Raw genomic sequence first — 12,710 nt, forward strand, 5'->3', positions numbered from 1 at the left:
GTATCCTTTACCGTTCGCGGCCAGAAATTCAGAGTTTGTTCAGGGGAAGCTTCAGAAACACGTCGCCGTGTTCATCGGCCGGAGGCATCTGCCCCGCGCGCATATTGACTTGCAGGGACGGCAGGATCAGGCGCGGCATGGCCAGCGTTGCATCTCGGGCGTCGCGCATCTCGACGAATTCTTCGATCGAACGGCCTTGGCCGATGTGAACATTCAGCGCCTTCTGCTCGCCAACAGTCGTTTCCCAGGCATAATCATCGCGCCCCGGTGCTTTGTAATCGTGGCCGACAAAAACCCGCGTCTCATCCGGGAGCGAAAGGATTTTCTGGATCGAGTCATACAGCATTGCAGAGGACCCGCCCGGAAAGTCGCAGCGCGCCGTGCCGTAGTCCGGCATGAAGAGGGTATCGCCGACAAAAGCCGCATCGCCGATCACATAGGTCAGGCAGGCCGGCGTATGCCCGGGCGTATGCAGCACGTCACCGCGCATCTGACCGACGTGGAAACTGTCACCTTCCCGAAAGAGGGCGTCGAATTGGCTGCCGTCGCGCTGAAACTCTGTGCCTTCGTTGAAGATTTTGCCGAAGGTTTCCTGAATGGTGACAATTTGATCACCGATGCCGATTTTGCCGCCCAATTCCCGCTGTAAATAGGGTGCCGCTGACAGATGATCGGCGTGGACGTGGCTTTCCAGAATCCAGTCGACGTGCAGATCATTCTTTCGCACATGGTCGATGATCTGATCGGCAGAGCGCGTGCTGGTGCGACCCGAAGCGTGATCGAAGTCCAGAACGCTGTCGATGACCGCACAGGCAAGTCCTTCGGGCTCCTGCGCCAGATAGGAAACCGTAAAGGTCTCGGGATCAAAAAACGCTTTCACAATGGGTGTCATGTGGCCCTCCACCAGTGTCGCCATGTCATATATTAATTACGGAATATGTCATAATCAACATGCATAATTTGATACTGGTCAAGGCAAAGGAGTCTCATTATGAGTAAAGTTTAGTCAATTCGCTTTTGGACAACCGGAACGGCAGGGCCGACAGGCGGATTCCCGCGCGATTCTCGGGTAATCTGGGCGGGTCTTAAAATGGTCACATATATCGGAGTAAATTAAGACATTTGGGAGGATGGAAATGTCATCAATCAATTTATACTCAGAAGCTGAACAACTTGAAGAAAAGCTCAACGGCGCGTGCCTGGATACACGGCTTGCCCTTCAGCCAAGTGTGACCAAAGTGATCGAACGGATGCGTCAGGAGGGTATGCACATACCGTCGCGTCTGCGGCAACTGGATGCGGCCCTGTGCGAAGATGCCATGGAAGCGCGGTTTGATAATCTGCCGGTTTAGGCTTGCAGGTTAGCCAAAGGAAATCCCCAAGATTACCACCATCAAGCCAATCACCGACAGAAACAACGAAGCCAGATTCCACGGCAGAACACCCTGAACAACGGCGCGCAATTCTTCGTCCGACAGGCCGGATTTGCGCGCCTTCATCACGTGCGCAATACACCAGATCAGGCCCACCAGCCCGGCAAGCGACAGGGCGGCACCGCCCCAGGTGATGAATTCGAACATGGTTCCCCACATGTGCTTGTCACGTTCCTCTGCGCTTAACCGAGAACCCCCGCGCGCACAAGCCTGCCAGCGATTGGGCGCTTGCGGCGCGGGCGGCGGCAATGTATCCGGCATATTGCCCGCTGCCAAAGCAACAGAAATTACCCTCTGGGAGAGACGTAAATGGACGACATTACCGAAGATCAGGCCTCTGCCAACTACCGTGTAACCGCAGGCGAACTGCGTCAGTTTATCGAACGGTTCGAACGACTGGATGCGGAAAAGAAGGACCTGGCGGAACAGCAAAAAGAGGTGATGGCCGAGGCCAAAGCCCGCGGTTACGATACCAAGGTTATGCGCAAGGTGATCGCGCTGCGTAAACGCGACAAAGACGATATCGCCGAAGAAGAAGCCGTGCTGGAAATGTACAAAGAAGCGCTGGGCATGAGCTGAGGCCCGACTGACGGGCCCCTTTAAATGCGCAAAACATGCGTGCCCCGCAGGGAATTCGCCCACCCGGGGCACGCACCACAGGTCAGCTTCTCCCAGTTGAAGCTACCGCTAAATGCTCGGAGAATTGGGGCATTTCTGACCCATATTATGTACGCAAAGCCCCTAACCGAATGGTTGCGCATTTGCGGATTCAACTAGCTAAATTTCGAAATGAGATCAGGGTTTCAGAACTCGAACACCGGGAATGGTGCCAAGCCGTTCAAGATCCTGCTCATACAACTCGGAAAACGCGTCGACGATCTCGGTGCTCCAACCGGGCAGGTGCAGTTCTTCTTCGATTTCTTCCGGCTGCGCGTGATCGTCGAATATTCGAGCCATGTTTTCGTGCAGGCTCGCCTTGCTTTGGGCTGAATCCTGATCGGTGAGCGTCAGCACTTCGCTCCGGCCTGTTTCATCCAGCAATGACAGCAACAGATCGTGTTCGTCTTCCAGGGGCGTGTCTTCGCTCAGGCCAGCCAGAGCGCGAATGATATCACCCCAGATAAAGGGGGTGTCTTCGTTACCCCACAAGGTAATCTGAACGCTGGGCGCAAGATCTCGGATGTCCTCGATCATTCCGATCCAGCTCAGGCAGCTCAGATCGGTATTCCGAATTGCGTCGGTTCGCGCTTGTTCCGGCAGCGACATCAGCAGTTTTGGAACGAAACTACCCGGGTTTCTCAGCCCCATGAACAACTCAACCTGATGGTCGTGAAAGTTCTGCTCCAACAAGGCCATTCTGCGGCCAGCGAAAGGGTACAACTGGCCATCCTGTAGCGCCATTTCCAGTTCGCCTGCAAAACTGCCGCTTGAGTAGATTGCCCGCCGGGTGCCTCCGCCGCTCGGTAGAATGCCATTGATAGTCTGTTCGGCGAGGAGTTCACCTGGTGCGGTTTCGAATCTGTCAAATGCTGGCTTGAACACGCGTTTGTATCGTCGCGGGCCAAAAAAGGCAGCCCCATGCGTCGCCAAGGCGGATGCGTTTTTTTTCAACGAGGCCAACACTCGACCTTCGTCGGTAAAAGCTACGCCTGCGTGGAAAACAACCTGCATTTTCGGTTCTTGCCCCTGCTTTTGCCCCGCTTGCCGGGTTACAGTCTGTGGCCAGAACAGTCAAACCCACGCCACTTTGCACGGAGGAATCTTTGCACAGCCATGAAAACCGCCAATCCCTAAGTTAAGATAAAAAATGGGCTTGCAGTCCACAACAGGAGAAAGTAATCGACACCAAGTGCCCCTATAGCTCAGCTGGTAGAGCAACTGATTTGTAATCAGTAGGTCCGCGGTTCGAGTCCGTGTGGGGGCACCACTTCAAGTCATTGAAAATAAACGCATTTTTCGAAAGCGCCGAGATCGGCTGCCGCGAATTTTCAAACGTTTTTCAAACGCTCGCAGCTTCATCGCCTCGTCGTTTAAACGCGTCGGCGACTCAGTGAAGAATTTCCAGGGTGCGCCAAAATCTTGCCACATCAGAGCTTTAGCGTTCCGCCGAACAGGAGGCTTCTTTGCTCAGTAGGTGGGAAAACACGGAACCGTACTCTCAGCCTGTCCAGTCGATTTGGCTGGGTGGAGATAGGTTTCCCTTGCCTGCGGATTTGATCAAGGGCCTCAGCTTTCTGCTCCCTTTTGTGCAGCGAAAAGGGAATCCTGTCGAGGAATGGGTTCATCTGATCAACGGTAAGCTGCTTGTCATCACCAACAGTTTGATTGTCGACTATGAGATTTCGGCCGAAGCTCTTCCCGATCTCAAGTTCGACGCCAAAGTGATCCGAGCTTTGTCAGCCTTTGGGTCAGCCCCCTCATATCTGATCAACGACCAAGAAGACTTTTGTCTGGAGTGGGACGACGGCCAACGGTTTTTCATATCCAGCAAGGGTTTTTTGAAACCCATATGGTTTGGGAATTACAAACCGACCAATAACGACCGTTCCGCTGCAATTGACACCTACTGGGGGTTCGACACTGGGGTGGCGCTGGACGATCAGACTCGTTCAAAACTTTGTAGGTCGTTGTCACCTGCTAAGTTGCATCAGGATGTCTTTGTTTCACCGAGGTACGTTGTATCACGCATGAAATCCTTGCCTCACGTTGATGGCTGGACGAGTGAACACGTCGATGACTTTGAAAACAACTCCGTCCGCCCGATGCGCTTTGATCGCAAAGCGTTTGTCCAGATGATCAAAGTAGCCAAGGAAATCGACTTCACCTGTAGCCCCGTTTGCTTTCGGCATGGCAATGGACGCGGCTTGTTGATTGAAAGAACACTTGGGTCTGATGCTCCTGATTTGGAGTGGGTCGAATGACTGACCTGCGTGATGGCTTCCTTTATCACCCTGACGGTGACAGTGCGACCGACCAACTTAGGCGACTGGTCGCAGGCGAATATAATCTGTCATTGGACGACTTGTTTAGCTCGACGCTCGATGAAGCAGACGAGGCAATCCTGAAAGCCGAACAAGAGCATCTGAAGGCAGAAGAGGCGCTTCGTCGCCTTGAGGTCAAAGTCAGGAGTTTGAGGGAACGTAAGGTCGAAGTTGAGAGCGCAATTCGCGAATTTGAAACAAGCGGTGAAATCAACGAAGTCCTCTATCCCGAGTGCCATAAGTTGTTGGCGGCGGAACGTCGTGAGTTTTCCTCCGCTGACGCCGAAGCAAAAGCGAGCGAGATCGAAAAAGCGGAAACCGCAGTAGCCGGTGCGTTAGGTTCCGGCTGGGATGTCGAAGATACTCACGCGGATGACGAATTTGTCTATGTTACAGTCAAGCGTAAAAGAGTGAAGGCACCTACAACGCCGCGCCCCACGCGGGACACCATCATTGAGAAGGTTAGGCAAGCGTTTGATGTTTATGGCGACGCCTTCAAAAACCGTGTGAAGCCAGCGCGCCTCGCAAGTGTTGTCGTTGGACGACCGAGGGCACCGTGAATAAGATCGAGTACGATGGGAAAGTTCTCGAGCAAGACCTTTGGAAGCTCTTTTCGGAACATCCAGACCAACCCAGCGATACTATCTTGTTCTTCTCGCAGCTAAAACCGCTGCTCAAGCCAGTGAAGTTCGAAGATGAAACGCGGATTTATCACCTGTTCGAGCACAGTACAGTGCCCGCACCCGCGAGTAATGCCCGATGGCGGGCAACCGTGACGCAGAAGAACCTGCGTCGCGTCGCTAACGCTATGTCTAAGGCATGTAGTGACGTTGCTATTCAGTACTTGGGGAAAGCTAGCTAGGCTCACTTGCCGATGAAAGAATTTAGCACTCCCTCTGTGCGAGTGCCATTGCGCTGTATTCTCAATATCTGGTATGATGGTCAAAAGAACCCCCATCATTCTGAGAATAGCGCGACTCGAGCGGAAACACGCGCCATTTGTCAGCAAAACTTTGAGGCGCAGGTCAAGAATTGTTAATTCGTCCACGACTTACTGACTACCATGGCATTCATGCCGCTCAGGTCGATCTCGACTTTGCTATTCCATTTCTGGACGAAGATATTCCACTCTACCTTGACCCTTTTATGCTCTGGCGCTCACCGTCGCAGCAGGATCAATCGCTCCACACCAGCCTCATCAACGCTTTCAACCATTTGGGTCTGCTGGCGTCACAAGGCCGGGAAGCTGAGGCAATCGAAACACTGGTCATTGCGTCCGAATGCGACGAAGTTGGCCTTGGAACTTCGCTTACAAGAAAGGGAAAGCGGATCGGCGCGGAAAAGGCCAAAGAGATCGTCGCCCTCTTCAAAACGATCCCCCACTATCAGCAACATGGGTTTCGCCATTTTGAAGAAATTCAGTTCTTTGTCGAAGGCATTTCAAAGGACCGAATTTCGGATATTAGCTGCAACTTTCTGAAATCTTTCCTAATAGACTTCACGATTGACCAGTGTGAACGGCACAACATACCAACTCAGTCGTGCACAGTGGAACATGTATACGACTACCGTGCGAACAAGTTTGTCCGAGAGAGCGGCGTTACGCTGCCCGTGAACCCTGAGAACAACGAACCAATCATCCTTGTGCCAAAGCGTTGGATGCGCTTCGCGCCTTGGATCAACTACGATGAGTACTTTGAGAAGCACTGCCCGCAGGATGAGGTTTCCCATAATCCCGAGGAACTTACACGTGTCAAAGTACTGAGCTATAATCGGCACAACTACGGCGCTGTTGAGCAGTATATTCAGGCCAAAGAACGCAGCTTTGAGGATTGTGAAAACGATCCGCTCTTTTCGCAAATTCCTGTCACCTCCGCGAAACGAGTATTTGCCCAGATCAAAAAGTTGCCCACCGGAAAAACCGGCGGCGCAGACATCAAATATGAAAACCTTGTTGGACGTCTGCTCCCGTCGTTGTTGTACCCAAAACTCGATTTCGCACAGGAGCAAGCACGAACTGATGACGGCGTGTCCATCCGCGACTTGATCTTCTACAACACGCGTTCAACGCCGTTGCTGCAAGAATTGATGGACGACTATGGGTCTCGTCAGATCACGTTTGAAATGAAAAATGTTGCAGCCGTTGAACGCACGCACATCGACCAGATCAACCGCTACCTGACTGATGACTTAGGGAAGTTCGGTGTGCTCGTTACCCGCAATCCTTTGAAAAAGGCAGAGATGACCAGAACCGTTAATCTGTGGGCTGGGCAAAGAAAATCGGTCATTGCTTTGACAGACGCGGATTTGGAGCAAATGGTCGAAGTGTTTGAAAGTAAGCAGCGTGACCCAATTGATATTGTTAACAAGAAATACGTCGAATTTCGACGTGCTTGCCCTTAGGAGGAATTATGCAGTCTAGGGAAGATGTCGAAAGACTCGAAAAGCTGATTGGCCAATTGCAAGGTCTTCATGCCGAGATTGGTACATTGGCAAAGAAGAGCCCAAATGACGCGATGAATGCTTTTAAGTTGAAGCTGGTCAACAAAGTAGTCGCAATGGGTAATGAAGTCCTTGGAGAAGGCTACAAACCATTTGAAGAGTTTGATCAGTTCGACTCAGACGATGCTCCGTCAACCAGCGATGTTACAATGGTGATTGCCCAATACATGGAAGAAGCGGAGCGGTTTCGCTCGGACAACGTAATGGTTGAACGCGGTGTTTGGAAATACGTTGTTAATGGTGTCGCAAGCGACATTAGATCAGGTCCTCCGACAAAAATTGGGAAAAAGAAATGAGTTTTGAAGAAGAGTACAATTATCACTATATCACAACTTGGGCGGTTGTTGATGAGTACATAGCAAGCAACGACGTTTTTGAGGCATTGCTTCGTGAGGTCAAAGAGCTTTCGCGAAAAAAGCCCGACGCCACAATGAGCAAGGCAAAAGTTAAAATAGTCAATCGGGTACTCGAAAACCTATTGACTGTTTTGGAAGGACAGCCAGAGGCGAAATACCTTGAAACACTAGATGACGACGAACTTCCACAAGTTAGCGACGCCGTGTTGATCATGGTTCAATTTAAGTCGGCGCTTGAATCCTTTTACGACAGATACGTTCAATATGTTGATGGGAGTAAAAAATGGGTAACGAAGGAGTTGTTGGCTCGCCTACGTGAGGAGTATGAAGAGTACGCAGAAGAAGACGAATAGCGTTTCTTCGTCGGCATGCGTAGTTAGTACATTCCGACTAAACTGCTGACCTTTATCGCCCGCCCGGTCAAATACTGCGAGGCGAACGCCGCCACGATCAGCCCGATCCCAAGATCGCCATGACCTGACGCATTGCGGGATTGGGTGATGATCTGATTGCCTGCCGCCGTTGTCTGGGTTGTGAACGAGGCCAGGTCTTCCTCAATCTCATCGCGCAGTGGTAAGTCGTGTGCAAACTTCAATTCACCCGATGCGAACAACACGGCTAAGTTTTCGACCATCAGGGTTTTGGAGGCGTTGCAGTAGCGGCCTTTGGTCGTGTAGTCCGAGCCGCCCGTCATCTGAATGGCCGTATGTGGGACGCTCTGCTCAAACAGCATGTCGGATACGACCCGGCCCAAGCTGGTCCCGTCGATAACCAAGTCCGACTTGCCACCGAATGGCGGGGCATTGCGTAGCTTGATCAGGTGATCCACCACATCCACATAGGACACCCCGCGAAACTTGTCGGCATAGACAATTGTGCGGTCGCGCTGCCCGAGAGTGACTTGGCATCCATCGTAGATGGGTAGCTGCTGATCCTTGATCACGCAGACGGTGCTAAAGTCATTGGCCTGTCCAAGGTCGGCCCCGATCCAATACCGCACATAGCCTTTAACTCTGGGAATGGCCGGGTCTTGGTTCGTTTCGTTCACCACATCGCCGTTAGGGCGATAGATCAGGTTCAAATCCTCGGGCATACTGCTCCCTCCATGCTGGTCGCGTTTTCAATGATGGACAGGTCGAAATAGGACGTGCCGTCTGACAGGAATTCGCACATGACCTCCTGCCTGAACCGTGTGGCCGATAGCTGGGAACGAAGACGTTCGACACGGGGCGCTAGGCGGGGGATCGACGTTCCGGGCACCTTGATCCGATGCACGCTGTCTTTGGGTTCGAGAAACAGGCTCGCGAACAGGTTGTTCTTCCCGGCTGGTGTGCTGGCGTAGAATGTCTGCCCATCGTCCTTGAGCATCGGTAGCAAGGCGACAACAACATCTTCGCCGCCGTTGGCACCGGGCAGATACGCCATCTCATCAACAAGCAGCAGATCGGCGGTGTAACCCCGGATCGTGGCCCCGGACGCTGGCACGGCGATGAACCGCCCGCCATTGCTACATTCAATCTCTGTCTGTGTCGCACGCTCTACCACGAGATCGGTCGCGCGCAGGTACAGTTGCACTTTGCGCGTTATCTCGCGTGTCTGACGTTCTGCTGGCGCGAGACATATGGTTGTGCCGCCGCGCTCAAGTTCACGAACACCGCGCGTTGCCAGAACACAGGATTTACCTGCCTGACGACAAACCAGCAGGGCAACGGTCTGAGCGGCTGATGTGATCGCTTCGACCTGCCAAGGGTCCGGCAAGGCGTTCGGGATTTCCTGCTGTAGGAAATGCGCCATCTTCGCCGCCGGGTCGAGATCACGTTCGAGGCCAAGGCACCAGTCATGGAAGGCATCAAATGGCATCGCCGTTCTCCCGACTGACCGACAGAACGTGGTGGCGCATCCGGCGCAGCAGCGGTTCGCGGGCAGCGGGCACCTCGTCACAAACCTCTTGCAGGATGGTGCGGAGCGTGACCCATTCCTTGGACTCGGCCAGAGATACGTTGACCGTCAGGTTTTGGGCCAGCTTGCCCTGCATGGTAGCAATATCGCGCAGGACTTTCCGCAATCCCTCCATTGCGGCCAGAGCAAACCCGTCGTCTTCGTTCTGCTCCGCCTTGGTGATCAGCTTTTCCACCCGCCGCGCCAAGGACTCATAGGTCATGGCGATGTCCATGCGGTCTTGGTTGATGATGTCGGTATCTGCCTCAATCCCCTGAATGCGCGTCTCGGCCATGATTTCCCGGCGCATTTCTTCGGTGATCTTGTCGTCCCGATACCGCTGGACGGTCGAATAATCGACGCCAAGGCGACGGGCGATTTCAGCCATAGATCGTCGCCCTAGCACAATGTCCTTGATGATCTCGTCCTTGTCGGGCCGCATGTCGATGATCGCCCTGCGGCCCGAGTTCTTGTTCCCACCCTGCGCCATAATCAGGACTCACCTGTAACCTTGGTTGAGCCAATGATCGGGGCAACGTTATCGTCGCCGTACCAAACGATACGCTCTCGTAGCCGCTCCCATTCCTCCACGGAGACAGACCTCAAATGATCATGAACGCGCTTTGCAAACTGTTCCCCGACGCCCGACCGGACGAGATCGTCGCGCAGCTCAGCAAACCCGAAGCCATGAAGGTGCAGTTTCATCACCTGAGCAAGCGTGACGACAACAGCGTCTTGCGGGCTTCCTGACGGCTCGAGCTTGAACAGTTCGGATTCCCAGAAATAATGCTGGCCGTCGCGCGCAACGATAATGTCGTCCTCTGGCCCCAAACCAATGGAGACAAGCAAAGCGAACTGGATGCAGGCGCGGTCCTCAGGTGTCACTTGCATTGGCCGCATTCTCCATCAGGCGTAGTTTGGTCTGCATATGCTGGGGAAGGTCGTCAGGCTGATCCCACGACACAGGCGTGAAACCATCTTCTCGCAGCTTCCGATATTGCGCCCGGAAATCGGACGACCCCATCACATCGCGGCGGATGTAGACGCGGCAGGCATCCTCGTCTTTTACGACGGAGGTGCGCGTTGTTGCGGTATTCGGTCGGCCACGGTTTTGCGCGTCTCCCGATGCGCTTGGGTCAAAGATGTGCAGATTGGCCCCGGCCTTCTCAGCAGCGGCTTTTGCTTCGCGATACTTCACAGGATCACGGGCTTCTTCGCGGGTAAGGGAGTGCGCAGGACGGATGCCCTTGGGATACCAGTTGCCGTCGGCAGCACGTTCAAGGCCTGCGTCGCGCATTTTCTGCTCTTGTCGCTCCTCCTGAACAATATCCACGATGGATTTCTTGGCCGAGGTGCTATCCCGTTTGCCGTCTTTGATTTGATCGAGCAGACGGGAGTTGTGTTCATACAGCCCGTCCATTCGCTTCTGCTGGTCAGTCACGGTGGTGGTGAGCGTTTCAACCTGCTTGATCAGGGCTTGCAGGGCAGCCGTGGTCTCATCCGACATGATATTCTCCTATGGGTCCAACCAAAAATTGAGCGTGACGCAATTCGGGACGCCACGCTCAATCTGGTTTGGACAGATAGGAGCGATGCGTCGGCGTTGCTCAGACCAACAATCGGTCCTGCTCCCGGGTCTTCTCAACCGAAGAAGAAGGTCTTTTAGGCGGTGATTTCAGGTACTTCCACCGCGTCCGAACTCGCTCGACCCCTTGGGTGTGTTTTCGGAAAGAGGACGCGTTTTTGTCCGAGACAATGGGGAATTCCTCACCTTCCATCATCCGGCGAACACGGGCCGCAAGTACGTCACCGTCCCAGCCGATGAGAGAGCAGAGATCATTTCGGTGACGCGCAAACGCGCCCTGATGATCTGTCAGAAATGAAATGGCCTGATCTTGTTCCAACTGCGTGATACCGGCGCTGGCAGCGTTCTTTTGTATCGGCATGAACAGATCGCGATAGGCCTGCATGATGATTGCCACAACGAACGCCTCTTCGGGCGTCTGCGGGCGATCTGTGCCCGTCAACCCCATGGACACCCCGGATAGACTGTTCCGGGCATCACATGCCGCACAATCGCGGCATACACGATGTTCTCGGCAGAACGACGTTGCCAGTCGGCAGGCTGTTCCAACCAGACGACATAGACAAGGCGCGGGGCCAGATCGTTACCGATCTTGAACACCCCACGCGTCGGCAGTTGTGCATCTGCCAACGCGCTTTGAGTTCGGGGCAGTGAATGCCAATCAGACATTGGCCCGCAGCCCGTTCACAACAGAGGTGATGTGCCGCCAGGGGAGATCAAAATCGCCCTGAGTGGTTTGGACGCTCAGGCCGGTTCCGTGAGGCACAAGCCGGTAGTGGCGATTGATCGCTTCGGCGTCGGGGTCGATCAGGAAACGTTCCAGATCGTCAGCCAATCGGTCCGCCTCGTTGACCTTCAACATGGAGCGGCTGGAAATGGTGGTGAGGCTCAGGATGGCGTCGCCATCTTCAATACGCGCACTGATCTTCATCGCTTTGTCCTTCGGTGATGAAGCGCGCCCGAGGGGAAAAAGGAACATCGAACCACCCTCAGACGCGCGGTTTGTCAACGGGTCCGACGAATGATGCGTATCACCTCGCTTTGGGGCGATGTTCCGAAGAAGAAGGTGGAGATGCGGGAGATTTAGGTGGAAAGTGGTTTGAAATGAGGTGGCTGAGGCCTCGGTGTAGAAACCAAAATCAAGAAGTAGCTACTCAAAAACGGAGTAGCTACTTAAAAACAGCGACTTTTCTCTTGTCGCGATAGATGTCGGCTGCGCCATCAGGTCAGGCTACTCAATGAACTCCTGACAGCAACCGTAAGTTTCATTTGAGTATTCAATGTAGGTATGACCCTTTCTTAGACCGCAGGCGGAGCAGCGGATCGGGCGTGGTTCGTTAATGATCCGTTTGTTTCCAACAAGTGTGTGGGCAATGAAAGACGGGTCGTGCCATTGCTCAACCAGTGAAGTGAAAACAAAGTCGTAAAAGGTGAGTGTGCGCCCGCAAGAGCAATCCGATTTGCTAATGTAAAAAGTCTTATTCGAAAGCGCACCCTCCGCCAAGTCCAGTAGGTTTTCCATCTTTCGAACGTCATTTTCATCAGATTTTGTCGCGTCCGGTGAATTGCTCAAATCAACACGACGATCATCGAACTCTTTTTGGTCTAAGGTGCCAATCGCGAGATAACTTTTCATTGGTATTCCCTCTTTGAATAAACTTAAACTGAAGCAAAAGCAGTAGCTTCCTGACAACTTTGTACTGGGTGAAAAACAAAACCAAGGGAAAATTTGTCGTAACATCATTGGTTGTTTGCTTGCGCAAACCTAATACAATTTCTCCCGCACAGGTTAACTCCACCCGCAACTGGCTTTCTGCGCACTTGGACGCTGGTGAAGTGCAAACTGAATTTGCCTGTAAGTGCCCATGAATCTGCAACCTTTCTGCTCACTAAACCGCCTATGTTTGAAAGTGCG

At 53.3% G+C, this 12,710-nt stretch carries 19 protein-coding genes and 1 tRNA gene; 8 read left to right on the forward strand and 12 right to left on the reverse strand.

Going from position 1 to position 12,710, the window contains the following annotated elements; all coding sequences use genetic code 11:
- Positions 1-28: 28 nt before the first annotated feature.
- Complete coding sequence (locus GOX88_RS17035; RefSeq protein ID WP_170404408.1) at positions 29-892, reverse strand: MBL fold metallo-hydrolase; 864 nt, start codon at positions 890-892, stop codon at positions 29-31.
- A 244-nt stretch (positions 893-1,136) separates the two neighbouring features.
- Between GOX88_RS17035 and GOX88_RS17040 the strand changes: the two genes are divergently transcribed.
- Entirely contained in the window at positions 1,137-1,352 is a 216-nt protein-coding gene (locus GOX88_RS17040; protein ID WP_170404411.1) for a hypothetical protein, read from the forward strand.
- Positions 1,353-1,361: 9 nt separating this feature from the next.
- Here the strand turns inward: GOX88_RS17040 and GOX88_RS17045 are convergent, their stop codons facing one another.
- Positions 1,362-1,580 carry a hypothetical protein gene (locus tag GOX88_RS17045; protein WP_170326791.1) on the reverse strand — a complete coding sequence of 73 codons (219 nt, stop codon included), beginning with the start codon at positions 1,578-1,580 and terminating at the stop codon, positions 1,362-1,364.
- A gap of 162 nt (positions 1,581-1,742) precedes the next feature.
- Between GOX88_RS17045 and GOX88_RS17050 the strand changes: the two genes are divergently transcribed.
- Complete coding sequence (locus GOX88_RS17050; RefSeq protein WP_170326790.1) at positions 1,743-2,012, forward strand: DUF2312 domain-containing protein; 270 nt, start codon at positions 1,743-1,745, stop codon at positions 2,010-2,012.
- A gap of 216 nt (positions 2,013-2,228) precedes the next feature.
- On the opposite strand, the gene GOX88_RS17055 is transcribed toward GOX88_RS17050, so the two are convergent.
- On the reverse strand, positions 2,229-3,104 hold the full coding sequence (locus GOX88_RS17055) for a hypothetical protein (RefSeq protein ID WP_170404414.1): 876 nt from the start codon (positions 3,102-3,104) through the stop codon (positions 2,229-2,231).
- 180 nt (positions 3,105-3,284) lie between these two features.
- On the opposite strand from GOX88_RS17055, the gene GOX88_RS17060 reads away from it, so the two are divergent.
- The 6 genes from GOX88_RS17060 (at position 3,285) to GOX88_RS17085 (ending at position 7,625) form a co-directional block, all read left to right on the forward strand.
- Positions 3,285-3,360 (forward strand) — tRNA-Thr (locus GOX88_RS17060).
- A 274-nt stretch (positions 3,361-3,634) separates the two neighbouring features.
- Positions 3,635-4,354, forward strand: coding sequence for a hypothetical protein (locus tag GOX88_RS17065; protein WP_170404417.1), 720 nt, complete (start codon positions 3,635-3,637; stop codon positions 4,352-4,354).
- Entirely contained in the window at positions 4,351-4,974 is a 624-nt protein-coding gene (locus GOX88_RS17070; RefSeq protein ID WP_170404421.1) for a hypothetical protein, read from the forward strand. The genes GOX88_RS17065 and GOX88_RS17070 overlap by 4 nt, the downstream gene beginning before the upstream one ends.
- 472 nt (positions 4,975-5,446) lie before the next feature.
- Positions 5,447-6,817, forward strand: a complete 1,371-nt coding sequence (locus GOX88_RS17075; protein ID WP_254443353.1) for a hypothetical protein — start codon at positions 5,447-5,449, stop codon at positions 6,815-6,817.
- Between the two features lie 8 nt (positions 6,818-6,825).
- Positions 6,826-7,212 carry a hypothetical protein gene (locus tag GOX88_RS17080; protein ID WP_170404424.1) on the forward strand — a complete coding sequence of 129 codons (387 nt, stop codon included), beginning with the start codon at positions 6,826-6,828 and terminating at the stop codon, positions 7,210-7,212.
- A complete protein-coding gene (locus tag GOX88_RS17085) occupies positions 7,209-7,625 on the forward strand; it encodes a hypothetical protein (protein WP_254443354.1) in 417 nt (138 codons plus the stop codon). Before GOX88_RS17080 ends, GOX88_RS17085 begins: the two co-directional genes overlap by 4 nt.
- A gap of 23 nt (positions 7,626-7,648) precedes the next feature.
- On the opposite strand, the gene GOX88_RS17090 is transcribed toward GOX88_RS17085, so the two are convergent.
- The 9 genes from GOX88_RS17090 to GOX88_RS17130 form a co-directional block, all read right to left on the reverse strand.
- Positions 7,649-8,365, reverse strand: a complete 717-nt coding sequence (locus tag GOX88_RS17090; RefSeq protein ID WP_170404427.1) for a hypothetical protein — start codon at positions 8,363-8,365, stop codon at positions 7,649-7,651.
- Positions 8,350-9,132 (reverse strand): terminase large subunit domain-containing protein, encoded by a 783-nt coding sequence (locus GOX88_RS17095; protein WP_170404430.1) that lies wholly within the window; start codon positions 9,130-9,132, stop codon positions 8,350-8,352. The genes GOX88_RS17090 and GOX88_RS17095 overlap by 16 nt, the downstream gene beginning before the upstream one ends.
- A complete protein-coding gene (locus GOX88_RS17100; RefSeq protein WP_170404433.1) occupies positions 9,122-9,700 on the reverse strand; it encodes a hypothetical protein in 579 nt (192 codons plus the stop codon). The genes GOX88_RS17095 and GOX88_RS17100 overlap by 11 nt, the downstream gene beginning before the upstream one ends.
- Before the next feature lie 2 nt (positions 9,701-9,702).
- On the reverse strand, positions 9,703-10,101 hold the full coding sequence (locus GOX88_RS17105) for a hypothetical protein (RefSeq protein WP_170404438.1): 399 nt from the start codon (positions 10,099-10,101) through the stop codon (positions 9,703-9,705).
- The gene (locus GOX88_RS17110) at positions 10,085-10,717 is read right to left on the reverse strand and encodes a hypothetical protein (protein ID WP_170404441.1); all 633 of its coding nucleotides are present in this window, start codon (positions 10,715-10,717) and stop codon (positions 10,085-10,087) included. Before GOX88_RS17110 ends, GOX88_RS17105 begins: the two co-directional genes overlap by 17 nt.
- 100 nt (positions 10,718-10,817) lie before the next feature.
- On the reverse strand, positions 10,818-11,192 hold the full coding sequence (locus GOX88_RS17115) for a hypothetical protein (RefSeq protein ID WP_170404444.1): 375 nt from the start codon (positions 11,190-11,192) through the stop codon (positions 10,818-10,820).
- A 41-nt stretch (positions 11,193-11,233) separates the two neighbouring features.
- Positions 11,234-11,464 carry a hypothetical protein gene (locus tag GOX88_RS17120; protein ID WP_170404445.1) on the reverse strand — a complete coding sequence of 77 codons (231 nt, stop codon included), beginning with the start codon at positions 11,462-11,464 and terminating at the stop codon, positions 11,234-11,236.
- A complete protein-coding gene (locus tag GOX88_RS17125; protein WP_170404448.1) occupies positions 11,457-11,726 on the reverse strand; it encodes a hypothetical protein in 270 nt (89 codons plus the stop codon). The genes GOX88_RS17120 and GOX88_RS17125 overlap by 8 nt, the downstream gene beginning before the upstream one ends.
- Before the next feature lie 300 nt (positions 11,727-12,026).
- The gene (locus tag GOX88_RS17130) at positions 12,027-12,431 is read right to left on the reverse strand and encodes a hypothetical protein (protein WP_170404451.1); all 405 of its coding nucleotides are present in this window, start codon (positions 12,429-12,431) and stop codon (positions 12,027-12,029) included.
- Between the last annotated feature and the right edge of the window lie 279 nt (positions 12,432-12,710).

The sequence above is a fragment of the Ruegeria arenilitoris genome, from assembly GCF_013030985.1.
GTDB lineage: Bacteria > Pseudomonadota > Alphaproteobacteria > Rhodobacterales > Rhodobacteraceae > Ruegeria > Ruegeria arenilitoris_B.